Genomic DNA, 26,183 nt, shown 5'->3' on the forward strand with positions numbered 1-26,183 from the left:
GTCTCAGCCCTCGATGGCGTCCACGACAAAGGGGTCCGGGAACCAGAATTCTTCCAGGTTGTCGCCGTCGCCGATCCGGTCGACCACCACGAACCGCCCGGGTTCTCCGAGGGGCGCCAGCACGCCATGCCAGGTTCCCCGGTGAAGATTGATCGACTGCCCGGGCTGGCTGGCGAAGGCCTTCAGGTTGACCGGCCGGCCCGCCTTGTCCTCTGCCACGACGACCAGCATCGGCACCCCGTCCACGGGCATGAAGGCCTGGCTGCCTTCCGGGTGCCGCTCAACCATGTCCACGGTATGGGGCAATGTCCTGGCCTTGGCGTCGAACAGGCTGATGCCGGCGCGGCCCGAACCGAAGTCCAGGCGCGCAAGATCGTGGAACCGGCCGCACATGCCCTGATTGATGATCTTGTCGGGTGAACCGTCAGGCTCGATCACGTCCCCGAACGGTGCAAATGCCTTTGCGGTCAGAACCCGCGCGGTGATCGTCTTCGCGCTCACGGCAACAGGTCCGTCAAGCGGTGGCGGGCAATGCGCTCGACCTGCCGGCAGGCCTCGGCAAACTCCGTTTCGCCGTCATGCTCGATCCGCCGCTGGAATGCGGACAGGATCGAAGCCTTGTCATGATCCCGGACCGCGATGATGAAGGGAAACCCGTGTTTTTCGACATAGGCGGCGTTCAGGCCTGTGAAGGTCACCCGTTCCTCGTCGGTCAGGAGATCCAGTCCCGCGCTTGCCTGTTCCGATGTGCTCTCCGCCGTGAGACGCCCGGCCTGCGCCAGCTTGCCGGCGAGATCCGGATGCGCTTTCAGGACGCCGAGACGTTCTTCCCTGCTGGCGGAACGGAACACGCGGCAAAGCGCGTTGTGAACACCGGCGGCGCAGTCATGCGCCGGTCCGAGTTCCAGATCGAACGCGCGCTCCGCGATCCAGGGGGAATGCTCGAAAATGCCGCCGAACCGGTCAACGAATTCGCTCCGTGTCATGCGGCTTGGCTGCAGCCCGCGTTGCGGCGGGTGATGTCTGGCCCAGTGCTCGGCAATCTCGATCCGGCGCGGGCACCAGACACCTTCGTGTGACTGGATGTGGTCGATGAATTTCCGCAGCGCCATGATCTTCCCCGGCCGTCCCACCAGGCGGCAGTGCAAACCGATCGACATCATCTTCGGCGTGTCGGTCCCGCCTTCCTCGTAAAGCGCGTCAAACGCGTTTTTCAGGTAGTTGAAGAAGTCCTCGCCATCGCTCCAGCCGGGCGACACGGCAAATCGCATGTCGTTGGCCTCGAGCGTATAGGGAATGATCAGCTGCTCGCGCCCGCCAATTTCCAGCCAGTAGGGCAGATCGTCGTCATAGGTATCGGAGATATAGTCGAAGCCGCCCTCTTCCGCGACCAGCCGGACGGTGTTCTCCGAACAGCGACCCGTGTACCAGCCACGCGGGCGGTCACCCACCACTTCCGTGTGCAGCCGGATGGCCTCGGCGATCGCGGCCCGTTCCTCCACATCCGGCATGTCCTTGTGCTCGACCCACTTCAGGCCGTGACTGGCGATTTCCCAGCCGGCCTCCTTCATCGCCTCGACCTGTTCCGGGTTGCGCGCCAGCGCGGACGCCACGCCGTAGATGGTGAGCGGAATTCCGGCACGTGTGAACAGGCGGTGCAGGCGCCAGAACCCGGCCCGCGCGCCATATTCATAAATGGATTCCATGTTCCAGTGCCGCTGACCTGCCCACTGCGCCGCTCCGGGTATGTCGGACAGGAACGCCTCGGAGGCGGCATCACCGTGCAGCACGTTGTTCTCACCGCCTTCCTCGTAGTTCAGGACGAACTGAACGGCGACCCTGGCGTCTCCCGGCCATTTGGGATCGGGCGGAAAGGGGCCATAGCCCCGCATATTGCGCGCGTAGCGGTTCAAAACATGCCTCCTGTGTTCATAACTTTATAAGGCAGATAACGAGCATTGGCTTTCTGGAAATTATTGAAAGTGCTTTCAAAGTCACCAGCCGGATTTACCGGTCGAATGGCACCTTGCTTGTCACCTTTTCACAAATCGCTGCCTGAATTTGCTCCACCATGAAATCAAGAAACAGCCGCACCTTCGGGTCCTGCCGCTTGCGATGCGTGAAGAGGCAAGCCATCTGCACCGGCAGCGGCGGTTCGGTTTCCAGGACCGGAACCAGTTTTCCTGATGACAGATGGTCGGCGATCTCGAAGACGGGTTTCAATATGATGCCGTGGCCGGCAACGGCCCATTCGGTCAGGACATCGCCATGGTCGGACTCGAACGGTCCCCTGACAGCGACCTTCTTCAGCCCGCCGCCGGTCTGAAGCGGCCACTGGAATTCCGGGGCTCCCGGATATCGCATGTTGAGACAGTCATGCGCGCCGGACGCAAGGTCTTCATGACTTTCAGGCGCCCCTTTGCGGGCAATATAGTCTGGTGACGCACACAGGACCCGCACGCAGTCCGCGATCTTCCGGATTTTCAGCGTCGAATCCTCCGGCACACCAAGGAAAAAGGCCGCATCGAGGCCTTCTCCGGTCAGGTCCACTTTCCGGTCCGACAGCCGCAGACGGATGTCGATCAGCGGATTGGCCGCCTTGAAGGCGGGGATGGACGGTGCAATCAGCCGCTGCCCCATACCGATCGGAGCCGCGATGAAGAGCGTGCCCCGGGGCGAGCGCGTCACGTTGCTGATTTCTGCTTCCGCTTCCTCGACCGCTTCGACGATCTTGGTGGCCCCGCGATAGAACAGGTTGCCGTGTTCCGTGGGACTGAGCGCACGGGTCGTGCGCTGGAACAGCCGGACATTCAGATGATCTTCGAGCTGCGAAACCCGGGAGGACGCAACGGCGGAGGATATCCTGAGATCGCGCGCGGCGGCGGACATGTTGCCAAGCTCGTAGACACGCAGGAAAGTGCGAATATTCTCCAGGTAGGCCACGCCCCTATTTATCCGTTTTTTTTGAAACTGATCGGAATTATGTCGAGATACCAGAAAATATCAAGGTAGAGTAGGTTACGGACTCACAAGTCGGTCCGGAACGTAGTCACCTGAATCTGAAGTTAGACTCATTTGCAGCGGGCTTCGAACGAACTTCAGATTCAAGAAGGTGACAAGCAAGTTTATGTTCCTAGGTCGGTTTACGAATTTTGAGTTCGCTTCGGAGACTGCTGCAGCACTGATGCGAACTTCAAATTCACCGCTCTAGGGTGCCTGCATAGGGCTGGAGGGACAGCATGCTGGATATCGCCATCATCTGGGAATGGCTCGCATTCGCCGTCAGGTGGCTGCACGTCGTGACGGCCATCGCCTGGATCGGCTCGTCCTTCTATTTCATTGCCCTGGACCTGGGCCTGCGCAAGTCGCCGCACCTGCCCGTGGGTGCGTTCGGCGAGGAATGGCAGGTCCATGGAGGCGGCTTCTACCACATCCAGAAGTATCTCGTCGCGCCGGAACACATGCCGGAGCATCTCACCTGGTTCAAATGGGAAAGCTACGCCACCTGGCTGTCGGGTGCGGCCCTCCTGATGATCGTCTACTGGGTCGGCGGCGAGCTCTACCTGATCGACCCTGAAAAAGCGGATCTCGCCCTGTGGCAGGGCATCCTGATCTCCGCCGCATCGCTTTCGATCGGCTGGCTCGTCTATGATTTTCTGTGCAAGTCGCCGCTTGGAGACCACCCGACCATCCTGATGATCCTGCTCTTTATTCTGCTGGTGGCGATGGGCTGGGGCTATGACCAGATCTTCACCGGCCGCGCCACCCTGCTGCATCTCGGCGCCTTCACGGCGACGATCATGACCGCAAATGTGTTCTTCATCATCATCCCGAACCAGAAGATCGTGGTGGCCGACCTGAAGGCCGGGCGCACGCCGGACGCCAAATACGGCAAGATCGCCAAGCTGCGGTCCATGCACAACAACTACCTGACGCTGCCGGTCGTGTTCTTGATGCTGAGCAACCACTATCCGCTCGCATTCGCGTCCGAATACAACTGGGTGATCGCCGCGCTTGTCTTTCTGATGGGCGTCACCATCCGGCACTACTTCAACACCAAGCACGCCGGCGGAAAGGCTCCCATGTGGACCTGGCTGGCGACTGCCATCCTGTTCATCTTCATCATTCACCTGAGCATGTTGCCCATGTGGAAGGACGGCAGCTACGAAGCTTCGGAAACCCGTCCCCTGACACCCGCCGAACAGGTATACGCGAGCGCCTCCGGATTTGATGAGATCAGATCCATCGTCCCGGGCCGCTGCGCCATGTGCCACGCACGCGAGCCCGTCTACGAGGGTATCCACTGGGCACCGAAGGGCGTGGTCCTGGAAACGGATGCCGATATCGTGCGGGCGGCGCGCGAAATCTATCTGCAATCGGGCGTCACCAACGCCATGCCGCCGGCGAATGTCTCCTACATGGAAGAAGACGAGCGCCGCAAGATCGTCGACTGGTACCGCGCAGCACGTGAGAAAGCCCCATTCGGGGTCGCGCTCCAATAACCTCTGCCGAGGCTGGTTCGCGCGCCTGACCGATCTTGGCGATAGATCGAAGCAAGTCGCTGCGGTGGAGTAGCCTCCAGGCGCCGCCGGAGGCAGGCGCCACGGTTTGGCGATGTGCGGCGATGCGTGCTATCCATCAATCGGAACCTGCTCGAACCGGCACCGCGCGTCAAAGATGTTCACCGTTCTGGCCAATCGCACATACCGTCATCTTTTCGCCGCCCAGGTCATCGCGCTCTTCGGCACCGGGTTGATGACGGTCGCGCTCGCGCTTCTCGCCTATGACCTGGCAGGAGCGGATGCGGGCGCCGTGCTGGGCACAGCGCTGGCGATCAAGATGATCGTCTACGTGGCCCTGTCGCCGCTCGCCGCCGGGTTCGCATCCCGTTTTCCGCGCAGGGCATGGCTGGTCGGCCTTGATCTCGTGCGCGCAGCGACGGCCGTTGCGCTGCCCTTCGTGGATGCCGTCTGGCAGATCTACCTCCTGATTGCTGTTCTGCAGTCCGCGTCGGCCGCATTCACCCCGGCGTTTCAGGCGACGATCCCGGATATCCTCAAGGACGAAGAGGACTATACCAGCGCCTTGTCGCTGTCGCGCATGGCCTATGATCTTGAGAACCTTCTCAGCCCGGTTGTCGCGGCTGTCCTGATCGGCCTTGTCGGGTATCACTGGCTTTTCAGCGGCACCGTCGCCGGTTTCCTGGTCTCCGCGGGCCTTGTTCTCACGGTAACGCTTCCGGCCATTGCAGCAGCACGCGACACCTCTCCCTGGCAGCGGATCTCGCAGGGCATGCGCATCTATCTGCAGACACCGAGGCTGCAGGGCCTGCTCGCGCTCAACCTGACCGTTGCCGCCGCGGGCGCCATCGTGATCGTGAATTCCGTCGTGGTGGTCAAGAGCCTGCTCGGCGGCAGCGACACGGATCTTGCCCTTGCCATGGCGGCCTATGGCGGTGGCTCGATGGTAGCCGCGCTTGCCCTTCCCCGCCTGCTGAGGACGGTGAGCGACCGAAGCGTGATGCTGTCGGGCGCATGTGTCCTGCCATGCGTTCTGCTTGCATTTGCGGCCGTTTCGACGGGACTGCAACCGCAGGAACTTTGGCCGCTCCTGCTCGGTGCCTGGTTCATCATGGGAACCGCAAGTTCTGCAATCATGGTGCCTTCGGGCCGCCTGCTGCGAAATTCCGCGCATGCGGAGGACAGACCGATGGTCTTCGCCGCCCAGTTCGCACTTTCGCATGGCTGCTGGCTGATCGCCTATCCGCTCGCCGGCTGGCTGGGTACCAGTGCCGGACTTCAGACGACCATGCTCGCACATGCCGGTCTGGCAATCGTCGGAATGCTGGCCGCGTTGAAGCTTTGGCCGCTGGCGGACAGCAGGATCCTGGTACACGAACACCCTGAGCTACCGGCGGATCATCCGCATCTGCAGGACGCATTCGGGAAGCGTCACGCACATGCCTTTGTCATCGATGCCCTGCACGCAAGCTGGCCGACGGAACGCGGTTGATCCTCAAGACAGCCTCTTCGCCCCGCCACATGCTGAAATCAGCGGCCGAGGATCGGATCGAGATAAGTTCCGGGAACGAAACCGGTCATGCCATAATGGTCGATCCGGCACCACACGCCCCCGAGCATTTCACGTTTGGCCTCGGGACTTGCATCTTCAAAATCAAGCGGCACGATCTCGGGGAAACAGTTCAGGACGAGAATTTCGCTGGCCGACCTTGAGAGACTGCCGACGGTTGCCGCCCCGCGATCCCCCGACGCCCGCACGACAAGACGCATGCCGTCCGGAACATTCCGAAGCCTGTAGGCAGGGCCCCAGACACCGAAACCGGGCAGATCGGCGGTTTCCGCCGGATCGGAGGCGGCGGTCTGAGCCGAAGCGGTTCTTGTGTCCATGCCTGCAAGAAACAGGCAGACGAGAACAACGGACAGCTTTGAAAACAAAGGGGGCATCGCTCAGCTCCGGGCAAGTGGATTATCGAACAAGTCCGGCCTGCCTGGCATCCGCCAACGCATTCTGGCAGATCCGGGCGCCGCTGGGGTCCAGCGTCTCGACGCGGTGTTTCTTCAAGATGGCGGCAAAGCCGTCGATATCGGCGGCAAAGCCCAGCCGGATCGTGACGATCATCGCGTTGCCGAGTTCAATGCACGGATTGCCGGCAGCCGGGCCGGCGCTCTGGGCAACTCCGGAAGGAGCGGTTTGACCGACCTGCCCTTCCGGGTTGAATTCCGGAATGAAATCGCTCGGGTCGATTCCGATTTCGACACCGCCTGAAATCATCGTCGCCGGGTCCTCGCCTTGTTGCACAAGCGCCGCGCCGCCTGATTGCGCCAGCATTGCCCAGGGCCGGTTGTCGTTTGCAATCAGTCCGGCGGCGATCAGCTCCGCCAGGACGAAGGCACATTGCCTCGGCTGCGCCGACGCAACGCTGACGATGCCCTGAACCGCCAGGATCTTCAAAACGGCGGACCGCGTCTCGCGAGACGTCCCGCGCAGAAGGGGACTGACGGCAGGCTGCAGGATCACGCAGGCTTCCGCCAGCAGGGCACCCTGCCCGGCAGCGCCGATGCCCGGATCGCCGACCGCTGCACCCGCCGGCGGCGCGATCGTTTGAGCGGACTGGGAACCGGTGCCCGCCGGAGCTTCCTTCGGGCTCGGCCGGGGCACTGGAACGGCTTCGCTGGGAGCGGCCGCGGTACTGCCGACGCCGCCGTTTTCGGCCAATTTCCAGAGACCTTCATTCTGTGCGATCAGGTCGAGCGCTCTCCGGCACGCACCGGGATCGCCGGTCGCATCGGTGCTCTTCACACCCGCAATGACATAAATGCCGCGCAGATCCTGCACCTGCCGGGTTCCCGCCTGCCGGTTGATGATGGCGGTAATGCGTGCCAGCTCCACGCATGGATTGCCGCCACCGGCAGCAGGAGGCTGAGGATTGGGGACCGGCCCGCTTCCGGGCGCCGGTGCAGATACTGCCGGTTGCGATCCGGACGGCAGGGTCTGAACCGCAAGGTTCAGACTGATCTCCATGGAGGCAATCTGGTTTTGCCCGACCAGAACGAGGCTCGCCGACGCATTGCCCAGCCCGTCGAAACGCACCGAAACGTTCATGGGCATGCCACCCCAGCTGCCGAACCCGCCTGTCCAGGGTCCGGCGCCGCTTCCCGAAAGGCGGATCGGCGCATCGGTCACTTCGCGCGGCAGGACGAGGGTGGCGGAGGTTGGCGAGGATTTCTCGATCCTGACCGTCCCGGTCGCGTCAACGGGTGTCGGCTGCGTCACCCCGGCGGCCGTCACCTTGCCGCTGCCTCCGGTGACACCGTAAATATAGGTCCCGAGAACGTCTGCCGAGGTCATCAGGCCGGGTGCCTGAACCGGGCTGTTGGATATGTGCCGCATGTCGACCCAGCCGTTGAGACCGGGAAACGCAATGACGCACATCGTGCCTTCGCACTGGTTCGTCACGTTGATGCCGCAGGTTCCGACGCCGATGCCGCCGAGCACCGGACCATTCGTTGACGGCGCATCATAGACCCGCAACGAGTTCCCGCTCGGAGCCGAGGCGACACAGGTCTCCGGCGACGCTGCCGCCGGAGAAAGAGCCAGCAGCAGGAACGCGGCGCTAAGAAAAATCCGCTTCATCAGTTCACGTCCTCTCGCGTTGGGGCGGGACGGCGAGCTGCAGGTCTTCGACGGAAGGATCCTGCGACACAAGCTTCATCTCCGCGTCATCCAGGCGGAACATCTCCGAAGGTTTGAGCCCGTTGAGACCCGCGACGAAGTTCCACGGAATGGAGGCGGCCCGCGTGTTGTAGGCCTGCACGTTTCCGTTGTAGATCCTGCGCGCGGCGGCGACCTGATCCTCGGTTTCCTCCAGCTGCTTTTGCAGAAGGGCGAGGTTCTCGTTTGCGGTGATTTCCGGATTGTCTTCGGTATAGGCAAACAGCTGTCCGAGCGCCTGGCTCAATCCCGCCTCGGCCAGGGCGATGTCGGCGTGACGGTCGGTGGCCATCGCTTCCAGGGCGGCGGTCCTTGCCGATACGATCTTGTCGAGAATTGCCTGTTCGTGGCCAAGGGCCGTTCGCGCGGCCTGAACCAGATTGGGCACAAGCGCATGCCGACGCTTGAGCTGGACCGTAATGCCCGACCAGGCTTCGTCCACGCGGAAGCTCGCGGCCATCAGTGAATTGTAGCAGAGCACATAGGTTCCGGCGACCACGGCCACCAGAAGCATCAATATCAGCACAACCGTCATGGCGAGTTCACTCCGCGTAGTGTTTGAAGGAAACGGACGCTTCGGCAAAATCGCCGACGGCCTCCTGGACGAAGGCGTTCAGTGCCGCATCGTCCATGCTCTGCAGGTTCCGGAAGCCGGCGAAATAGACGCTGTCCCTGTCGATGATGACCCGCGCCGCGTACCTGTCCGCGAGGTCCAGAAGCCTGGTCTGGAGCGCGGGTGTGAGGACCTGCAGCGTTTCGACCGAGAGCCGGTCGAGCCGGCCCTTGTCTTCCCGTTCGCTCACGCGGATGTTGAAGGCGTTGTTGAACGCGATGCTCTCGGTCTTCAGATCCCGGTCGAGCGGTCCGACCGCACTCAGATTTTCAGGCATCAGCACGAGCCGGACCGAGGTATCGCGATCCAGCCGGTAAGCGGCGACCATCATCAGGACATTGCCCTGGGCACCTGCACCCGGCGACACGGTGTTCTGCTTCGGTCCGCCGAACAGCGCGGTCGAGGAATGCGCTCCGAGACCGACCCACAAGGGGGTCCCGTTCTCCGCCACGCCCCACATTTCGCTTTCGACCACGAGGGGGATCGACCCGCCGACCCGCAACTTGAACACTTCGGGGATCTGCTGCCGGATCTTCTGCATGCGGATGTCCGGGATCTTCGCCCGGAACCGAAACCCGAGCGTCTCTGCGGCCGAGCGGAGACGGTTCAGCCTATCCCTCGATGCACCGGTCAGGTGATCGATGGCAAAACCGCCGGCAATTCCGACCGTCACCAGAATAAACCCGAGGGGCCTCAGGCTGTCACTGAAGATGGCGAAGAGGAAACCTGGAACCGACAGCAGGAAGAGCGGCACTTCCAGCTTCTTGAACGGCGCAGGCAACAGAGGCTTCGCGCGTTCCAGCCGGGCCTCTACAGCAGGCTGAATGCGCGCTTCAAACGGATCCCAGAATGTGGTCTGCGCGCTCATGGGAACACGAGGTCGATCGTCTGGTCCGCTGCCGGCGCGATGTCGACCACTTCGACCACGGGATCCCGCTTGCTCTTGTCCCAGGCCTCCACGCGCACGGCGTATCGGCCCGGCAAGAGCAGGATCGGATCGCCGCCGATCCGCATGGCGAGGAATTCGTCGTTGTTTTCGGTGCTTTCGCCTTCATAGATCTGGAACCTGACATCGAATGTCGTCAGCTCGCTGCCGTCCCGGTTGAAGGCGCGGAACAGAACTTTCGAGGTCGCCGCAATGATCTCGGCCTGAACCGTTTTCCCGGTCGGAACGTCGATGTCGACACTGCCGGGCGACATCTTGTCGAGCCGCGTGATGACAAGGCTTGCCCGATACTGGCCGCTGGGAACAACCGCGACGAGGTTTTGCGTGTAGGCGGAAAACGTCTCGCCCGTGACCCGGTTTTCGATGTCCCAGCGGAAGTCCACGTCCGACAGCTTGATGTCCTGGTTTGCCATGATCGCCGCGAGGTCGAGCTGTCCGGCTCCCAGCACGAGATTGACGTCCGTCAGCTCGGTGTCGGACACGGTGATGCGTTCGGACGCCGAACTGCCCCTGTCCGTCCGGGCCGTCAGCAGATAGGAGCCCGGCTCCAGCCTTGCGCTGAAACGCGGCAGGGCCAGCAGCGTGATTTCCTCGCCGCCACCCTCCGGTACGGCACTCCAGAAAACCCGCACACCGTCGGCGTCGGTCAGCGCCTGCGCCCCTTCTTCCAGGCTGACCGAAACGGAGATGTTCTTGGAAAGAGACGCCGCCGGTGGCGCCGGCGCGGGAGCGGGGGCCGGAGCCAGGGCAACGGTTTGCTGAAGCGCTTCGCCAAGACTGGCCGCATCGTCGGCATTCAGGAACAGTCCGCCGGTGTTTTCGGCAAGACAGGCGACCTGGCCGCTTTCTTCCGCGGTGAGGCCGAACCCGATGACATGCGCGGTGAAATCGATGCCGAGCGCTTCCAGCTCCGATGCAACGGCGCAGGGATCAGCCTCACAGGTTTCAATACCGTCCGTGATCAGGATCACCGTCGCCTTGTCTTCCTGATAGCGCAATACGTCAGCTGCGCGCCTGACGGCCCTTGTAAGCGGGGTCTTGCCTTTCGGATTGAGCGATTGCACCGACGAAACCAGCGCACCTGATTGGGTTGCGGCTGGCCCGATCGGCACAAGCGTCTCGATGTCGTTGCAATCTCCCTTGCGGTTGTGGCCGTAGGCAACCAGACCGACTTCCAGGTCCGGCGGCAATTGCGTCGCCACGCGGGCAAGCGTTTCGCGCGCCGTGACGATCTTCGCCTGCCCGTCGATCTGTCCCCACATCGACCCCGAGCCGTCGAACACGAACATCGCGCGCCCAGGCGAAAGCTCCTGCGCGCTCAGCGGCGACAGGGTGCAAGATATTAAAAAACATAGAAAAAACAGTTTGGAAAAAAGCGCATGCATTCGCAATCGTCCTTGGATCGGCTAACGCCGTTAGGAAAACATGCGGTTGGCTGCAAGGACAGCTATCGATTCCCTTAGGTCACTGGCAGCCGGTGGCGTCCAGGAACCTGACCCAGTCCTTCCAGTGACTGAACGGCAGGCTGTGCCCGGCATTTTCCACCAGCGACACCCGCGCCTCCAGCCGTTCGGCGAAGGCCAGGATGCGCTCCGGCCGGATCGACCGGTTCTGGGTTCCATGCACGAAATGGACGGGAACGTTTGCCGGCTGCAAACTGCGTTCCCAATCGGAGGCCACGAACCGGCAATCGTTGATGAAGCTGTCGGACCCGGTTTCCACATGGAACAGGTGGCCCTGCCAGAATAGGTCCAGAAGATGCGGGTCCTGACAGGCATCCAGATCCGCAGGTGCGCCCCCGAAAACCGTTTGCGCAAAGCCGCCAGGGCCATCACGTTTGAGCCGTTTGTCGCCGATCTTCGCCATGTAGCTCAGCAGGGACACGGATACGCGCGGCAGGATTGCGAATAGTTTCTGTTGCGGTGGCGCGCTGGCGAAATCCTGGAAAGAGCGCATCGGTGGCTGCGCTGAGACGCAAAGAAGCTCGGACACGCGGTCCTGCAGTTGAGGCAGACACAGAAGCGCGAAGATGCTGCCGACGTCAAAGGCGACCAGCGACACCCTGTCCACGTCAAGCTGATCGAGCATTTGGCGCAGGTCATGGGCGTAGCGCTTCGGGTCCAGGAGCAAAATGTCATGCCCGTCGCTCTGCCCGTGCCAGGGACGTGCCGGAGACAGAAAGCGGATGCCGGACTGTGCAAAGTGGCGGGCCGCGGCGTTCGGCATGCGATTGCCGCAAAGACAACCGTGCAGGAACAGGACGGTCCTGCCCTCGGGCGCCCCCTGTTCGAGATAATCCAGCTTGCGCCCGTCCGCGAGTTCCACTTTGAACCGTGCCGAGTTCGCAGCTCTGTGCACGCCCGTAGACCGTCTGCTCGATGATGCCGCGACCGCTTTGGCAAGATCGGTCAGCTCTCCGCTGCCGCGCGACCGTGTCTTCATGATCATCGACTTGATCTGCTGCCGCACCGTCTCGACTGACCTGTTTCGTGCCTCGGCAATTTCCGACGGCGCGTGCCCACCGACCAGGAGCGACAGGACATCGGTTTCCGACGGTGTCAGACCGTAAAGGCTCTGCATGGCAAGACTTGCGCCGGGGCGCCAGAGGCTTTCAACCCCGCACAGGCGCCACTCCGGGACGGAAGACGTTGTCTCGGTCCTGGTCAGCGCCAGCAGGACCTGCTTGCCGGTTCCCTGCTTCGGTATGCGGACAACGGGCCAGTCGCTCAGTCTCCCGGACACGGCGTCACGGACAAGTTGCAGACCGTCGTCATCGATCGGCAGGTCTTCAAGCGATGTACCCGACATTGCGCCCAGCAGTGTTTCGGCAAGGTCGTTGGCTTTCGTGACCTTCAGGTCCGTCCCGATGGCCAATTCCGGGCGATCGGCCTCCACGACCGGTTTCGGCAGGTTCGACAGCAACTGTTCCGCCGTCTCGAAATGCGTTTCGATGTCGCGCTTGCGGCGGAGTAGTTCCTTGCGCGCGCTCGGATCCGAGAGGCTGCCCTCCGCCAGATGGATCAACTCATCGAACTTGTCCTGATCGAGAATGGCGCTGTAAGCGTGCGCAATCATGTCATCGAGCCGCGCCGGATCGGGTCCTTTTCCTGAATCGCTCAAACTGCGTCCACGCCCCTGTCTTCAGAAAATGACGATGAAAATTTCTTCAATGGTCCAGTCGAATGTAGCACCCGCGCCGGTGCAATCAACGGCATACCCAAAATTGGTCATGCCTTCGGGGAAGCCCTCTGTTAGCGAAAATGAGATGTGCAAATTCGGCGGTGCGGAGGATACAGATTGACCGACGTTGAAACGGATGACTTTGAACCGGAACACCTGACACACCGCGAAATCCAGTGCCTGCAACAGCTTGCCGTGGGTGAACGGCCACAAAGGATTGCGGCGATCCTCGGAATTGCGCCCATCACGGTTGAATTTCACATCCGGAACGCGCGGCGCAAGCTGGGTGCGAAGACCCGGGAACACGCGATCGCGATCGTTGTTTCCAGAGGGCTCCTGCCGGGCAAACCTGCGCAGCGTCTGGCACGGACACCGAAACTTCCCCTCAAGGCCGTCGCCTCCATCTGAGGCGCCGGACCGGACACCCGACCGGCGCGTGACGCGACGGTCCCGGGCCGCTTGAAAGCAAAAACACCGATTTTTCCCATTCTCTCTATTGACAAATTGGAACGTTCCAAGTTTTATGCCGTCAAGAAATTGGAACGTTCCAAAAAATCTCGGGAGGTATGCATGCGTTGGGCCCTGATCGGTGCGAGCCGAATTGCATCCGGATATGTCATCGATGCGATCCGCAATCAGGACGGGGCCGAAGTTTGCTCTGTTCTGAGCTCGAATGCGGAAAGAGGCGCGGCCTTCGCTCAGGAAAACGCCATACCGGAGAGTTTCACCGATCTGGACGCCCAACTGGCAGACGACACCGTCGACGCCGTCTACATTTCCACCACGAACGAAAAACACCATCCCCAGGCGATGGCGGCAATCGCGGCCGGCAAGCATGTCCTGTGCGAAAAACCGCTGGCGATGACGCTTGAAGATGCCGTCGAGATGGTGCGTGCGGCGCGTGAAAAGGGTGTCGTTTTCGCGACCAACCATCACCTGCGCAACGCCGGCTCGCATCTGGCCATAAGAGACCTCATCTCTTCCGGACGGATCGGCAGGGTCTTGAGCGCCCGGGTGTTTCACGCGGTCAATCTGCCGGAGCACCTGCGCGGCTGGCGGATCAACGATGCGGCTGCGGGTGGCGGTGTCATCCCCGATATCGTTGTCCACGATGCCGACACCATCCGCTTTCACCTCTCCGAAGACCCGGTTGATGTGGTGGCGAAAGCCGGAACCTCCGGGATGGGCGAAGGTGTCGAGGACAGCGTCATGTCTGTCTGGTCCATGCCGTCCGGCACCATGGTGCAGACCCACGAAAGCTTCACCCACGGGTTTGCCGGCACCGGCATCGAGTTTCACGGGACGGAAGGATCGATATTCGCCCGCAACGTCATGACCCAGCAGCCGGTCGGGGAAATCAGGCTTGTTGACGCCGGTGGCGAGAGCGATGTCCCGTTCCGGACCCACAACCTCTATCACCGTGCCCTCGGCCTGTTCACCGATGCCGTCCGCGGAAACGGCAAGCCCTCTGCCGACGGTGTTGACGGCATCAAGTCCCTGGCCGTTGCCCATGCCGTTCGCCTGGCCGCGCAGAGCGGCAAGACCGAACGCGTCGACTACGGAGGATTCTGACCCATGTCTTCCAAGATTGTCACCGTCGAAGCAGCTGTCGCGAAAATCGCGGATGATGCCGTCGTCACGGTTTCCTCTTCCTCCGGCCTCGGGTGCCCCGACAAAGTTCTTCAAGCCATCGGCGAGAGGTTCGACAAGGAGGGGCACCCGAGGAACCTGACGACAATCCACCCGATTGCCGCCGGTGACATGTACGGGATCAAGGGGATCGACCACATTGCGAAGGACGGTCTCCTGTCGACGATCATCGCGGGCTCCTACCCCTCCGGGCCGTCTTCCCTGCCGATGCCGGACATCTGGCAGATGCTGGTCGACAACCGCGTCGCCGCCTATAACGTTCCCTCCGGCATCCTGTTCGACATGCACCGGGACGTCGCCGCACGCCGCCCCGGCGTGATGACACAGGTCGGGCTGGACACATTTGTCGATCCCATCCGCCAAGGCTGCGCCATGAACGACGTTGCCGCCGGAAAGCCGATCGTTACCCGGATTGAACTCGGCGGCGAAACCTGGCTTCATTTTCCGAATATCGTTCCCGATGTCGCCATCATCCGCGCAACCACATCGGACGAGCTCGGCAATCTCACCTACGAACATGAAGGCGCCTATCTCGGCGGGCTGGAGCAGGCAATTGCCGTGCGCAACCACGGCGGTCTCGTCATTGCCCAGGTGAAGCGCGTGACCGCGTCCGGATCGCTGCGGCCCCATGATGTTCGCGTGCCGGGACATCTCGTCGACCTCGTGGTCGTGGATCCGGACCAGCGCCAGACAACGGAAACCGACTACGACCCGGCGATCTCCGGCGAGATCATGCGTCCCTGGTCGAGTTTTTCCCTTGCAGAACACGGTATCGAGAAAGTCGTCGCCCGGCGCGCCGCGATGGAGCTGAGCAGGGGGCAGACCGCCAATCTCGGCTTCGGCATTTCCGCCATGGTGCCGCGCGTCCTCCTGGAGGCCGGACAGGAACAGGCGGTCACCTGGGCCATCGAGCAAGGCGCCACCGGCGGCATGCCGCTGACGGGCTTCGCCTTCGGCTGCGCGTCAAACGCCGATGCCTACATGCCTTCGCCGCAGCAATTCACCTATTTCCAGGGCGGCGGTTTTGACGTCTCGTTTCTGTCCTTCCTGGAAATCGACCTTGAAGGCAACGTCAACGTCTCAAAGCTCGGCAAGAAGCCCTACCTGACGGCCGGCTGCGGCGGGTTCGTCGACATCACCGCAAATGCCGGCAAGATCGTCTTCTCGGGGCTGTTCGAAGCAGGCGCCGACCTTGACCTGACCGACGAGGGTTTGACTGTGAAGTCTCCGGGCAAGTTCACCAAGATGGTGGACGAGGTCGAACACGTCACCTTCTCCGGCCGCCGCGCGCGGGAACTCGGACAGGAAGTCCTCTATGTCACCGAGCGCTGCGTCATCCAGCTGACGGACAGCGGCCTGCTTGCGACCGAAATCATGCCGGGCATCGACGCGCAGCGTGACATCGTCGATGCCTCCGCGGGCCGTGTCCGGCTTGCCAACGATCTGAAGGAAATGCCGAAAGCGCTTTTGCGGCGTGAAGCGATGGAGCTGCACCTGTGAGCGCGCTTCATCTCATCATTGACGGCCCGGTCGCCGAACTCCGGCTCGACAACCCGGCGAAGCTCAACGCTTTCACCACCGACATGCTGGCGGCGATCGAGCCGCATTGCGCCGCCATCGAAAAAGATCCCGCCATTCGGGCAGTCGTCATCAGCGCCGAAGACTCGAAGGCCTTTTGCGCAGGCGCGGATATCATCGCCTGGTCGGAACTCGGGCCCTGGGACTTCGCCCGGCACTGGGTGCGGGAGGGCCACCGGCTGTTCGATCGCGTCGCCCGCCTCTCTAAGCCGACCGTCGCGGCGATAGGTGGCCACGCCTTCGGTGGCGGCCTGGAATTTGCCGCGACCGCGGATATCCGCGTGATGGCCCCGAACGCGACGCTGGCCCTTCCCGAAGCCTCCGTCGGCATTGTTCCCGGGTGGTCCGGCACACAGCGCCTCATCCGCCTATTGGGCGAACCGATGGTTAAGGAAATGGCGCTCTTCGGCCGCAGGATCTCCGCCGAACGCGCACATGCCGTCGGATTTGCCGCAGAACTCGCAGACGACCCGCGCGCAAGGGCCTTTGAACTGGCGGAAGCTCTCGCGGGCAAGTCCCCGTGTGCCATCGAAGTTGCCAAATACATGATCCACGCGGCTGCCGGCGAAGACCGCAGCGCCATGGTCGAAGCGCTCGGCGCAGGCATGATCGGCCAGACGGCAGACCGTACGGAAGGCGTCGCCGCCTTCCGCGAAAAACGCAAACCGGAATTTCCTGGGAATTAATGATGAGTGATCTCAACGTCGTCTCCATTAGTGAAGCAAAGATTCCAGCTGAGCCTTTCGTCGCCCGTCACATGATCGACGGTGCCTGGCGTGTCAGCGCGGATGCGGCAACCTTCGAAAGAACATCGCCGTCGCACGGGTCCGTGGTGACGATCGCCAGCAAGGGTGGCAAGGCTGACGCGGACGCAGCAATCGCCGCCGCCAGGCTGGCCTTTGACAAGGGACGCTGGTCACGCACGAGCGGCAAGGACCGCGCCACGCTTTTGCTGAAAGTTGCGGACCTGATCGACCGGGACCGGGAGCGGATCGCTCTCATGGAAACGCTCGAGTCCGGCAAGCCGATCAGCCAGGCGAAGGCGGAGATCGAGGGGGCCGCCGATATCTGGCGCTTCGCCGCCTCGCTCGCGCGCACCATGCATGGGGAAAGCCACAACTCGCTTGGAAGCGACTTTCTCGGCCTGGTGCTGAAGGAACCCATCGGCGTGGTGTCCATCATCACGCCGTGGAACTTCCCCTTCCTGATCGTCTCCCAGAAGCTTCCCTTCGCGCTCGCGGCCGGCTGCACGGCGGTGATCAAGCCTTCCGAAATGACACCCGCGACAACGGTCATCATGGGGGAGCTCCTGCTTGAAGCCGGTCTTCCCGCAGGTGTGGTGAACATCGTTCTGGGCTTTGGCGATCCGGTTGGAACGGCAATGACCCAGGACAGGCGCGTCGACATGGTGACCTTCACCGGCTCGACAGGCGTCGGCAAGGCCATCGTCAAGGCGGCAAGCGGAACCTTGAAGAAGGTATCCCTTGAACTGGGCGGCAAGAACCCGCAGGTGATCTTTCCCGATGCCGACCTGGAAAATGCCGCCGACGCAGTCGCGTTCGGCGTCTATTTCAATGCCGGGGAATGCTGCAATTCCGGTTCCCGCATCATTGTGCACGAGGACATCGCGGACGAATTCGTCGCCCGGACAATCGCCCTGTCGCGCAAGGTTCCGTTCGGCGACCCGCTGGATCCGTCGACCAAGGTCGGCGCGATCATCACGCCCGAGCATCAGAAGAAGATCGACAGCTATGTTCAGGACGCAAAGGCGGCTGGTGCCAACGTGCCGCTCGGCGGCAGTGCTCTGGATGTCCCGGGCCTGAACGGCCAGTTCTATCAGCCGACGGTCGTCACCAATGTGGCCGGTTCCATGGCCATCGCGCGCGAGGAAGTGTTCGGCCCCGTGCTCTCGGTTCTGACTTTCAGGACGCTTGATGAAGCCATCGACCTGGTCAACGATGCCGACTACGGCCTCTCGGCAGGCGTCTGGAGCGAAAACGTGCATACCTGCCTGGAGTTCGCCCGCCGCGCCAACGCCGGCACCGTCTGGACCAACACCTGGATGGACGGTTTCGCAGAGCTGCCCTTTGGCGGCTACAAGGAAAGCGGACAGGGACGCGAGCTCGGCAAATACGGTCTCGACGAGTTCCTGGAAGCAAAAACGGTCACCATGAAAATCGGCAAATCGCGCGATCCGTGGGTGCCGGCATGACGGCTCTATCTCGAAATCGAGAAAGGTCCCTCGGGCTGCAGCAGAACCTGCAGGTCTTCGACAGGTGCGCCGGAAATGCGGTCAAGGAGAACCTTGGCCATCGCCCGGCCCGTCGCGCGCAGATCCTCGTCGATCGTTTCGATACGCGGCCGGAAGTGGTTGGAAATCGGCGACGCCCGCTTGGCGACGACGTCGACATCCTGCCCCTCAGCCAGTCCCATGTCGTTGAGAAACGCGAGCGTGATCAGGGCACTGACCTCACCGACACAGACATAACCGTCCGGCGCGTCCGGTCCGGTGTGCAACATGCGCAGGGTCGCTGCGATGTCGTCGGGCTCGCTGTCCAGATCGACCTCGGTCGGGATCGTCAGCTTCATGCCGTGATCGGTCGCCGCCTGCCGCGCACCGAAGCGCAGATGCTGTCCGAACGTGTATTTCTCGTTCGGCATGACGATGCAGATATGCTTGCGTCCCTTCTCCACGAGACGCGCAATCGCCATGCGCACGAAGGCTTCATTGTCGAAATCGACAAAGGGATGCGGCGTCATGAAATCGGTACGCCCATGCGTCACGAACGGAAAGTCGTGCTCAAGCAGGTAACGCGCCCGGTCGTCGAAACACTCGGTTCTGGTGAACACGATCGCATCGGCCAGGGAGTGACGGCGGATGTTGCGGATGGTTTCAAGCCGGTCATCGCCGAGGCTGTCCGCTGTGATGTTGATGGAGTAGCCGGTCCCGCTGAGCCCTTCATACATGCCGCCGAGAAACTCGGAGGTGAAGCTCAGGAACTCGTGTCTCGGATTGATCAGAAGACTGATGACCTTGGTTCGTCCGGTGCGCAGTCTCTGGGCGGCGCGGTTGGGAACATAGCCGAGTTTGTCGGCGATCGCGGAGATCCGCTTTCGGGTGGTCTCGGCGATCCTGGGGTCGTCCGCGAGCGCGCGCGAAACCGTCGTCACGGCGACGCCCGCTTCGGCCGCAACCGTACGCAATGTCGGGCGCGCGTGCCCTTCGGCAGCCCCTTCCATCGTCGTTCCAGCGTTTTTCTGCGACATGCCCGCTCCCCTCAACCAGAGGCTTGTAGCTCATACGGTCCGACAAGTCTAATCAGGGAATTTAAAACGTTGCAACAAAGAAAGATGCTGCGATGCAAAATCACTGATTTCAAATTAACTGCATGTAAAAAAACAAATAATTTATTCTCAAAGAGAAAATATTAAAAGATTGACATGCACCGGGTTTGCAACGTTACAATAGGCGTTGCGTGACGAGCGAGCGCGAATGTTCGGCGCTCTTGACGACGACAGGCACGTAAAGGGAGGAAATCCATGCGTAAATTGACGATGATGACGGCGGCAGCCGCTCTTATGGCAGCAAGCACGGCCGTTAAGGCAGAAGACGTTGAAGTTCTGCACTGGTGGACATCCGGTGGTGAAGCCGCCGCGCTGAACGTTCTGAAGCAGGACCTGGAAGGCCAGGGCATCGGCTGGCAGGACATGCCGGTCGCCGGTGGCGGCGGCTCGCAGGCCATGACCGTGCTGCGCGCCCGCGTGACGTCCGGCAACCCGCCCACAGCGGTACAGATGCTCGGCTTCGACATTCTGGACTGGGCCAACGAAGGCGCGCTTGCCGACCTGAACATCCAGGCCGGTCTTGAAGGCTGGGATGACGTCGTTCCGGAAGCACTGCAGCAGTTTGCCAAGCACGACGGCAAGTGGGTGTCCGCACCGGTAAACGTGCACTCCACCAACTGGGTCTGGGCGAACAAGGCCGTTCTCGATGAACTCGGCATTGCGGTCCCGACCACATGGGACGAGTTCGTGGCAGCTCTTGAGAAGGTGAAAGCCTCCGGCAAGACCGCGATCGCACATGGCGGACAGCCGTGGCAGGACGCTACCGTTTTTGACGCCGTGGCCATGTCGACCGGCGGTCCGGACTTCTACAAGAAGGCGTTCATCGACCTTGACGAGGAAACCCTCGGCTCCGACACGATGAAGGAAACCTTCGACCGCATGGCCGTGATCCGGTCCTATGTAGACGACAACTTCTCCGGACGCGACTGGAACCTGGCGACTGCAATGGTCATCAACGGCGACGCAGCCTTCCAGATGATGGGCGACTGGGCCAAGGGTGAATTCCTCAACGCCGGCAAGCAGCCTGACACGGACTTCCTGTGCTTCCGCTTCCCGGGCACGCAGGACCAGGTCACCTTCAACGCCGACCAGTTTGCGATGTTTGCCCAGGGGTCCGAAGTCGGCAAGGAGCAGGCTGCGCTCGCAACCGCGATCCTGTCGCCGAGCTTCCAGTCCGCGTTCAACGTGGTCAAGGGATCCGTCCCGGCCCGTACGGACGTTTCCAACGAAGCCTTCGACGCCTGCGGCAAGAAGGGCATGGCCGATCTCAAAAAGGCTGCCGACAGCGGCAATCTTTACGGCTCCATGGCTCACGGCCACGCCAACCCGGCTGCCGTCAAGAACGCCATGTATGATGTGATCACGGCGCATTTCAACGGCGAGTATGACAGTGCAACCGCTGTCGATGAACTCGTGACCGCCGTTCAAATCAACAAGTAAATACCCTACGGAAAGCGGTGCCTCCGCACCGCTTTCCGGCAACCGGGGGCCTGAGATGTCTATTTCTGAAGCGGCGAACCCACGCGGTTCCGTTGTTGACAGACTGCGTGACGCTTTACCCAAAATCGTGTTGAGCCCGACTGTCGCCATTGTCGCGATCTTCGTTTACGGCTTCATCCTGTTCACGCTCTACCTGTCCTTTACCGACAGCCGGATCCTGCCGACCTTCGGATGGGTCGGCTGGAAGAACTACGAGAACCTGTTCCGTATCAGGGCGTGGGACACGGCCGTCGAAAACTTGGTCATTTTCGGTCTCCTCTACATCATCATCTGCTGCGCGCTCGGATTGCTTCTGGCCATCCTGCTCGACCAGCGCATCCGCGCGGAAGGTTTCATCCGCACGGTCTATCTCTATCCGATGGCGCTCAGCTTCATCGTGACCGGTGTCGCCTGGAAATGGTTCCTCGACCCCGGCATCGGAGTGGAGGCCGTGGTGCGCGGCTGGGGCTGGACGACCTTCGAGTTCAACTGGATCAAGGACAGCGACATGGCGATCTATACGATTGTCATAGCCGCGGTCTGGCAGACATCCGGCTTCGTCATGGCCATGTTTCTCGCGGGCCTGCGCGGCATCGACAGCGAGATGATGAAGGCGGCCCAGATCGACGGTGCGTCCACCTTCGCCCTTTACCGCCGCATCGTGATCCCGCAGCTGCGTCCGGCCTTCATGTCCGCCTTCGTGGTGCTCGCCCACATGGCGATCAAGTCCTATGACCTCGTGATCGCCCTGACCGGCGGCGGTCCGGGCACGGCGACCGAACTGCCCGCGACCTTCATGTATTCCTACACTTTCACCCGGAACCAGATGGGGATCGGTGCGGCCTCTGCCGTGATCATGCTGATGACGATCGCCGCAATCATCGTGCCCTATTTGTGGTCCGAACTGAGGGAGAAGAAGTGATGGCCTCTGCTTCCGCGAAAAGCTCCTTCAACATCGCCCGCTTTGTTCTCTACGCACTGCTGGCAATCTTCTGCATCTACTACCTGCTGCCGCTCTACGTGATGGTGGTGAATTCGCTGAAACCCCTGTCCGAGATCACGGCAGGCGGCATGATGGCGCTACCGCAGGAATGGACGGTCGCGCCCTGGCTCAGCGCCTGGTCGAGCGCCCAGGTCGGTGTCGAGGCAACGGGCTTGCGGCCCTATTTCCTCAACTCCATCATCATGGTCGTTCCGGCCGTTGCCCTGTCGACCATGGTCGGCGCGCTCAACGGCTACGTCCTGACCAAGTGGACATTCCCCGGTGCAACCATCCTGTTCGGCCTGCTGCTCTTCGGATGTTTCATTCCGTTCCAGATGGTGCTTATCCCGATGGCGCGCATGCTGGGCCTGATGGGCCTCGCCGGCTCCGTGCCGGGCCTGATCTTCGTGCACTTCGTCTACGGCATCGGCTTTTCGACGCTCTATTTCCGCAACTACTACGCCGCCTTCCCGACCGAACTGGTGCGGGCGGCGCAGATCGACGGCGCGGGGTTCTTCCGCATCTTCTGGCGCATCCTGCTGCCGTCATCCGGCCCGATCGCGGTGGTCTGCATCATCTGGCAGTTCACCAACATCTGGAACGACTTCCTGTTCGGGGCGTCTTTCTCCGACTTCGACAGCCAGCCGATGACCGTTGCGCTCAACAACCTGGTGCAGTCTTCCACCGGGGTGAAGGAATACAACGTCCATTTCGCGGGCGCGATCATGGCCGCGCTGCCAACTCTCTTCGTCTACATCGTCGCGGGCCGGTACTTCGTCCGTGGCCTGATGGCCGGCTCAGTTAAAGGATAAGACAATGGGCTTTCTCGACATCAAACAGGCGACCAAGTCTTACGGAGCCGTGCAGGTTTTGCACGAAACCGACATCTCCATCGAAGAGGGCGAGTTCCTCGTACTCGTCGGGCCATCCGGCTGCGGCAAGTCCACCTTGCTGAACATGATCGCGGGTCTCGAGGACATCACGTCCGGCGAAATCGCCATTCGCAACAAGAGCATGAACGGCGTGAAACCGGCCGACCGCAACATTGCGATGGTGTTCCAGTCCTACGCCCTCTACCCGAACATGACGGTGAGCGGCAATATCTCCTTCGGCATGGAGATGCACGGCATCGAGAAATCCGAACGCGAGAAACGCATCGCGCAGGTCTCCGATCTGTTGCAGATCAAGCACCTGCTCGACCGCAAGCCCGGCCAGCTGTCCGGTGGCCAGCGCCAGCGTGTCGCGATGGGACGCGCCCTTGTGCGCGAACCGGACGTGTTCCTGTTCGACGAACCGCTCTCCAACCTGGATGCAAAGCTGCGCGTCGACATGCGCACGGAAATCAAGAAACTGCACCAGAAACTCGGGACGACCATCGTCTACGTGACCCACGACCAGATCGAGGCGCTGACACTGTCGACGCGGATCGCGGTGATGTTCGGCGGTTACGTGCAGCAGCTCGGAACGCCCAAGGAAATCTATGACAATCCGGCCAACATGTTCGTTGCCGGTTTCATGGGCTCGCCGTCCATGAACCTGTTCCCCGCCAAGGTGGTTTCGGAGAACGGTCAACCGGCCGCCGAGGTTTCACTGGCGGACGGCAGCAAGGCGTCCATTCCCTTCGCCACGGACAAGCTCGCCTCGGACGTCGGACGGGACATCATTCTCGGCATCCGCCCGGAGGCAATCACCGACAGGGACGGCGCCGACAGGAACTCGCAGGCCGTTCACATTGTCGACGCGCCAGTGGAAGTCACCGAGCCCGCCGGTTCGGACACGTTCGTGGTCAGCCAGATCGGCGGCAAGGACGTGACCGGCCGGTTCCGTGCGGACGTCGCCGTCAATGCCGGGGAAACCTTCCCGTTTGCCTTCAACATGGAAAAGGCCGTCGCCTTCGATCCGCAGAGCGAAATCAGGATCGCCTGACAGGATGAGCGGCGCGCCGGACATTGTCATCGTCGGCAGCGGCATGGGCGGAGCAACCCTTGCCGCCGGTCTTGCACCGTCCGGCGCCAGGATCACGATCCTGGAACGCGGCCACCGCATTCCGGACGACGCACCGGCGAGGGATCCCTGGCGCATCTACACGAACAGCGCCTTTCGCTCGCCCGAGACCTGGCTCGACGAGGAGGACAATCCTTTCGAGCCGGGGAACTATTACAACGTCGGTGGAAACTCGAAGCTCTATGGCGCCGTCCTGATCCGCTACCGCGCGGAAGACTTCGATGAAATGGAACACTACGAGGGCGTGTCTCCGGCCTGGCCGTTTCGCTATGAAGAACTTGCCCCGTGGTACGAGGCCGCCGAGAAGCTCTATCAGGTCCGGGGCGATGTTTCCGGCGACGCGACGGAACCGGACCACGCAGGACCGTACCCGTTTCCACCGGTCGCCGACGAGACCGCAATCCGGGTCGCCCGCGAAAGGCTTGTGAAAGCCGGGGTCAGGCCGTTTTCGCTGCCGCTCGGCGTCGATATCGAGCAATGGCTCGCTGCCGGGAAAACCGGCTGGGACGGGTATCCGGATCTCAGATGCGGCAAGATGGACGCCGAAACCTGCGGGCTTGCCGAGGCCCTCGCGCATGACAATGTCGAGCTTGTCACCGGCGCGGACGTCACGAGCCTCGAGGCAGATCCGGAAACAGGAAAAATCCGCTCCGTCACCTACCTGAAAAACGGTGAAGAGACCACTTTGACACCCGCAATTGTTGCGATTTGTGCCGGTGCTGTTCAGTCGGCGGCCCTGTTGCTCAGGTCCGGTGTTGCCAACAGCTCCGATCGTGTCGGCCGCTGTTTCATGAACCACAATGCAACAGCGATGATCGCCATTGATCCGCGGTTCCGCAACGATGCCGTCTATCAGAAGACGTTCGGCATCAACGACTGGTACCTGCCCGGCGGAGACAGCGGCAAGCCGCTCGGCAACGTGCAACTGCTCGGACGGGTGACGCCCGACATCCTGAAAATCCAGGTCCCGCAACTGCCCGGATTTGCCGCCAGGTGGATCTCCGGCCACGCGCTCGATCTTTACCTGATCTCCGAGGACCTTCCGGATCCCGAAAGCCGGGTTGTTCTGAAAGACGGCAAGATCCAGCTGATCTGGCGCCGGTCCAACATGAAGGCGCACGAGGAACTGGTGAAGCGTACCAGGGCCACGCTGCGCAAGGCGGGGTATCCTCTTGTGCTGTCCCGCCTGTTCGACGGACGCGTGCCGTCACACCAATGCGGCACGGTGCATCTGGGCGATGATCCGAACACCAGTGTTCTTGATCCGGACTGCCGGTCCTGGGACCATCCGAACCTTTTCGTGACCGACGCTGCGGCACTGCCGACATCCGCGGCCGTCAATCCCGCGCTCACGGTCGCCGCCCTTGCGCTCAGGACCGCCGAAACCATCCGGCAGGAGCTGGCAGCATGAGCAAGGTCGCCCTTGTCACCGGTGGGCAGCGCGGCATCGGCCTCGCGATCTCCGCCGCACTCGTTGAAGCAGGCTACAAGGTGGCCCTGCTGGCCCAATGCGATGCCGGCGACAGCGAAGTTGGGGCCGCCCTGGAACAGCTCGGACCGGACGCGGCGTTCTATTCCCACGACCTTCTGAACATTGAGGACCACGGCAACGTGGTCAGCAGCGTGGAAGCCGATCTTGGTCCGATCACCACATTCGTCTCCAACGCGGGCGTGCCCGCGAAGGTCCGCGGCGACATGCTGGACATCACACCGGACAGCTTCGACTTCGTCATGGGCGTCAACCTGAAAGGCGCGTTCTTCCTTGCCCAGGAGATTGCCCGGCGCATGCTGGACCGGCCGGGCGACGGCTACCGGTCGATGTCCTTTGTCACGTCCGTCAGCGCCGAGATGATCTCCATCGAGCGCGCGGAATACTGCGTCTCCAAGGCGGGCGCCTCGATGATGGCGCAACTCTTCGCGGTCCGCCTGGCCCCGCATGATATCGGCGTGTTCGAAATCCGGCCCGGCGTGATCGAGACCGCGCTCACCGCAGGCGTCAAGGACACGTACACGGCCCGCATCAAGGACGGGCTCGTCCCCTCGGCCCGCTGGGGTTATCCCGCCGACATCGCGTCGGCCATTCTTCCGCTTGTGGAGGGCCGGATGGCCTTTGCCACGGGCTCCGTCATCAATGTGGATGGCGGGCTCTCCATTCCACGCCTTTGAGAGACCAC

Annotated in this window: 23 protein-coding genes; 13 read left to right on the plus strand and 10 right to left on the minus strand. The window is 62.0% G+C overall.

From position 1 onward, the window contains the following. Positions 1-3: 3 nt before the first annotated feature. The 3 genes from ACO07N_RS04780 to ACO07N_RS04790 form a co-directional block, all read right to left on the minus strand. A complete protein-coding gene (locus tag ACO07N_RS04780; protein WP_421979928.1) occupies positions 4-501 on the minus strand; it encodes an ureidoglycolate lyase in 498 nt (165 codons plus the stop codon). Then, positions 498-1,892 carry an allantoinase PuuE gene (puuE, locus tag ACO07N_RS04785; protein WP_421984380.1) on the minus strand — a complete coding sequence of 465 codons (1,395 nt, stop codon included), beginning with the start codon at positions 1,890-1,892 and terminating at the stop codon, positions 498-500. Before puuE ends, ACO07N_RS04780 begins: the two co-directional genes overlap by 4 nt. 115 nt (positions 1,893-2,007) lie before the next feature. Next, positions 2,008-2,943 (minus strand): LysR family transcriptional regulator, encoded by a 936-nt coding sequence (locus ACO07N_RS04790; RefSeq protein ID WP_421979929.1) that lies wholly within the window; start codon positions 2,941-2,943, stop codon positions 2,008-2,010. A gap of 296 nt (positions 2,944-3,239) precedes the next feature. Here ACO07N_RS04790 and ACO07N_RS04795 point away from each other — a divergent pair, with 296 nt between their 5' ends. After that, a complete protein-coding gene (locus ACO07N_RS04795; protein WP_421979930.1) occupies positions 3,240-4,502 on the plus strand; it encodes a urate hydroxylase PuuD in 1,263 nt (420 codons plus the stop codon). Positions 4,503-4,677: 175 nt separating this feature from the next. Beyond that, a complete protein-coding gene (locus tag ACO07N_RS04800) occupies positions 4,678-6,012 on the plus strand; it encodes an MFS transporter (protein ID WP_421979931.1) in 1,335 nt (444 codons plus the stop codon). Between the two features lie 38 nt (positions 6,013-6,050). On the opposite strand, the gene ACO07N_RS04805 is transcribed toward ACO07N_RS04800, so the two are convergent. From ACO07N_RS04805 to ACO07N_RS04830, 6 genes are all read right to left on the minus strand, one after another. Further along, entirely contained in the window at positions 6,051-6,464 is a 414-nt protein-coding gene (locus ACO07N_RS04805) for a hypothetical protein (RefSeq protein ID WP_421979932.1), read from the minus strand. Positions 6,465-6,486: 22 nt separating this feature from the next. Continuing rightward, a complete protein-coding gene (locus ACO07N_RS04810) occupies positions 6,487-8,154 on the minus strand; it encodes a hypothetical protein (RefSeq protein ID WP_421979933.1) in 1,668 nt (555 codons plus the stop codon). A 4-nt stretch (positions 8,155-8,158) separates the two neighbouring features. Beyond that, on the minus strand, positions 8,159-8,767 hold the full coding sequence (locus ACO07N_RS04815) for a LemA family protein (RefSeq protein ID WP_421979934.1): 609 nt from the start codon (positions 8,765-8,767) through the stop codon (positions 8,159-8,161). Between the two features lie 7 nt (positions 8,768-8,774). Continuing rightward, positions 8,775-9,713, minus strand: a complete 939-nt coding sequence (locus tag ACO07N_RS04820; protein WP_421979935.1) for a hypothetical protein — start codon at positions 9,711-9,713, stop codon at positions 8,775-8,777. Beyond that, positions 9,710-11,080 (minus strand): vWA domain-containing protein, encoded by a 1,371-nt coding sequence (locus ACO07N_RS04825; protein ID WP_421979936.1) that lies wholly within the window; start codon positions 11,078-11,080, stop codon positions 9,710-9,712. Before ACO07N_RS04825 ends, ACO07N_RS04820 begins: the two co-directional genes overlap by 4 nt. 175 nt (positions 11,081-11,255) lie before the next feature. Next, a complete protein-coding gene (locus ACO07N_RS04830; RefSeq protein WP_421979937.1) occupies positions 11,256-12,911 on the minus strand; it encodes an alpha/beta fold hydrolase in 1,656 nt (551 codons plus the stop codon). A 177-nt stretch (positions 12,912-13,088) separates the two neighbouring features. On the opposite strand from ACO07N_RS04830, the gene ACO07N_RS04835 reads away from it, so the two are divergent. The 5 genes from ACO07N_RS04835 to ACO07N_RS04855 all read left to right on the plus strand — a co-directional run bounded on the left by ACO07N_RS04835 (position 13,089) and on the right by ACO07N_RS04855 (position 18,411). Continuing rightward, on the plus strand, positions 13,089-13,379 hold the full coding sequence (locus ACO07N_RS04835; RefSeq protein ID WP_421979938.1) for a helix-turn-helix domain-containing protein: 291 nt from the start codon (positions 13,089-13,091) through the stop codon (positions 13,377-13,379). A 162-nt stretch (positions 13,380-13,541) separates the two neighbouring features. Further along, entirely contained in the window at positions 13,542-14,543 is a 1,002-nt protein-coding gene (locus ACO07N_RS04840; protein ID WP_421979939.1) for a Gfo/Idh/MocA family protein, read from the plus strand. A 3-nt stretch (positions 14,544-14,546) separates the two neighbouring features. Further along, positions 14,547-16,121: an acyl CoA:acetate/3-ketoacid CoA transferase gene (locus ACO07N_RS04845; RefSeq protein ID WP_421979940.1), complete on the plus strand. Its 1,575-nt coding sequence runs from the start codon at positions 14,547-14,549 to the stop codon at positions 16,119-16,121. Further along, positions 16,118-16,885 (plus strand): enoyl-CoA hydratase/isomerase family protein, encoded by a 768-nt coding sequence (locus tag ACO07N_RS04850; protein WP_421979941.1) that lies wholly within the window; start codon positions 16,118-16,120, stop codon positions 16,883-16,885. Before ACO07N_RS04845 ends, ACO07N_RS04850 begins: the two co-directional genes overlap by 4 nt. Beyond that, complete coding sequence (locus ACO07N_RS04855; RefSeq protein WP_421979942.1) at positions 16,885-18,411, plus strand: aldehyde dehydrogenase family protein; 1,527 nt, start codon at positions 16,885-16,887, stop codon at positions 18,409-18,411. The genes ACO07N_RS04850 and ACO07N_RS04855 overlap by 1 nt, the downstream gene beginning before the upstream one ends. Positions 18,412-18,416: 5 nt before the next feature. On the opposite strand, the gene ACO07N_RS04860 is transcribed toward ACO07N_RS04855, so the two are convergent. After that, positions 18,417-19,466 carry a LacI family DNA-binding transcriptional regulator gene (locus ACO07N_RS04860; protein WP_421979943.1) on the minus strand — a complete coding sequence of 350 codons (1,050 nt, stop codon included), beginning with the start codon at positions 19,464-19,466 and terminating at the stop codon, positions 18,417-18,419. 273 nt (positions 19,467-19,739) lie between these two features. Between ACO07N_RS04860 and ACO07N_RS04865 the strand changes: the two genes are divergently transcribed. From ACO07N_RS04865 to ACO07N_RS04890, 6 genes are read left to right on the plus strand one after another with little or no spacing between them, the layout of a single operon-like run. Next, the gene (locus ACO07N_RS04865) at positions 19,740-20,984 is read left to right on the plus strand and encodes an ABC transporter substrate-binding protein (RefSeq protein ID WP_421979944.1); all 1,245 of its coding nucleotides are present in this window, start codon (positions 19,740-19,742) and stop codon (positions 20,982-20,984) included. 55 nt (positions 20,985-21,039) lie between these two features. Then, positions 21,040-21,945, plus strand: coding sequence for a carbohydrate ABC transporter permease (locus ACO07N_RS04870; protein WP_421979945.1), 906 nt, complete (start codon positions 21,040-21,042; stop codon positions 21,943-21,945). Beyond that, the gene (locus ACO07N_RS04875) at positions 21,945-22,817 is read left to right on the plus strand and encodes a carbohydrate ABC transporter permease (protein WP_421979946.1); all 873 of its coding nucleotides are present in this window, start codon (positions 21,945-21,947) and stop codon (positions 22,815-22,817) included. Before ACO07N_RS04870 ends, ACO07N_RS04875 begins: the two co-directional genes overlap by 1 nt. A gap of 4 nt (positions 22,818-22,821) precedes the next feature. Beyond that, positions 22,822-23,931 (plus strand): ABC transporter ATP-binding protein, encoded by a 1,110-nt coding sequence (locus tag ACO07N_RS04880; protein WP_421979947.1) that lies wholly within the window; start codon positions 22,822-22,824, stop codon positions 23,929-23,931. Between the two features lie 4 nt (positions 23,932-23,935). Continuing rightward, positions 23,936-25,420, plus strand: a complete 1,485-nt coding sequence (locus ACO07N_RS04885; RefSeq protein WP_421979948.1) for a GMC oxidoreductase — start codon at positions 23,936-23,938, stop codon at positions 25,418-25,420. After that, on the plus strand, positions 25,417-26,175 hold the full coding sequence (locus ACO07N_RS04890; protein ID WP_421979949.1) for a 3-ketoacyl-ACP reductase: 759 nt from the start codon (positions 25,417-25,419) through the stop codon (positions 26,173-26,175). The genes ACO07N_RS04885 and ACO07N_RS04890 overlap by 4 nt, the downstream gene beginning before the upstream one ends. Positions 26,176-26,183 lie beyond the last annotated feature (8 nt).

Origin of the sequence: Roseibium sp. (genome assembly GCF_965229775.1) — a bacterium.
Taxonomy (GTDB): Bacteria; Pseudomonadota; Alphaproteobacteria; order Rhizobiales; family Stappiaceae; genus Roseibium.

What these genes read in the sequence shown, in the direction of transcription:
- puuE (WP_421984380.1), bottom strand. Translation starts at nt 1,892, where the DNA reads ATGCGGGGCTATGGCCCCTTTCCGCCCGATCCCAAATGGCCGGGAGAC.
- ACO07N_RS04795 (WP_421979930.1), top strand. Translation starts at nt 3,240, where the DNA reads ATGCTGGATATCGCCATCATCTGGGAATGGCTCGCATTCGCCGTCAGG.
- ACO07N_RS04800 (WP_421979931.1), top strand. Translation starts at nt 4,678, where the DNA reads ATGTTCACCGTTCTGGCCAATCGCACATACCGTCATCTTTTCGCCGCC.
- ACO07N_RS04805 (WP_421979932.1), bottom strand. Translation starts at nt 6,464, where the DNA reads ATGCCCCCTTTGTTTTCAAAGCTGTCCGTTGTTCTCGTCTGCCTGTTT.
- ACO07N_RS04810 (WP_421979933.1), bottom strand. Translation starts at nt 8,154, where the DNA reads ATGAAGCGGATTTTTCTTAGCGCCGCGTTCCTGCTGCTGGCTCTTTCT.
- ACO07N_RS04815 (WP_421979934.1), bottom strand. Translation starts at nt 8,767, where the DNA reads ATGACGGTTGTGCTGATATTGATGCTTCTGGTGGCCGTGGTCGCCGGA.
- ACO07N_RS04820 (WP_421979935.1), bottom strand. Translation starts at nt 9,713, where the DNA reads ATGAGCGCGCAGACCACATTCTGGGATCCGTTTGAAGCGCGCATTCAG.
- ACO07N_RS04825 (WP_421979936.1), bottom strand. Translation starts at nt 11,080, where the DNA reads ATGTTCGTGTTCGACGGCTCGGGGTCGATGTGGGGACAGATCGACGGG.
- ACO07N_RS04840 (WP_421979939.1), top strand. Translation starts at nt 13,542, where the DNA reads ATGCGTTGGGCCCTGATCGGTGCGAGCCGAATTGCATCCGGATATGTC.
- ACO07N_RS04845 (WP_421979940.1), top strand. Translation starts at nt 14,547, where the DNA reads ATGTCTTCCAAGATTGTCACCGTCGAAGCAGCTGTCGCGAAAATCGCG.
- ACO07N_RS04855 (WP_421979942.1), top strand. Translation starts at nt 16,885, where the DNA reads ATGATGAGTGATCTCAACGTCGTCTCCATTAGTGAAGCAAAGATTCCA.
- ACO07N_RS04860 (WP_421979943.1), bottom strand. Translation starts at nt 19,466, where the DNA reads ATGTCGCAGAAAAACGCTGGAACGACGATGGAAGGGGCTGCCGAAGGG.
- ACO07N_RS04865 (WP_421979944.1), top strand. Translation starts at nt 19,740, where the DNA reads ATGCGTAAATTGACGATGATGACGGCGGCAGCCGCTCTTATGGCAGCA.
- ACO07N_RS04870 (WP_421979945.1), top strand. Translation starts at nt 21,040, where the DNA reads ATGTCTATTTCTGAAGCGGCGAACCCACGCGGTTCCGTTGTTGACAGA.
- ACO07N_RS04875 (WP_421979946.1), top strand. Translation starts at nt 21,945, where the DNA reads ATGGCCTCTGCTTCCGCGAAAAGCTCCTTCAACATCGCCCGCTTTGTT.
- ACO07N_RS04880 (WP_421979947.1), top strand. Translation starts at nt 22,822, where the DNA reads ATGGGCTTTCTCGACATCAAACAGGCGACCAAGTCTTACGGAGCCGTG.
- ACO07N_RS04885 (WP_421979948.1), top strand. Translation starts at nt 23,936, where the DNA reads ATGAGCGGCGCGCCGGACATTGTCATCGTCGGCAGCGGCATGGGCGGA.
- ACO07N_RS04890 (WP_421979949.1), top strand. Translation starts at nt 25,417, where the DNA reads ATGAGCAAGGTCGCCCTTGTCACCGGTGGGCAGCGCGGCATCGGCCTC.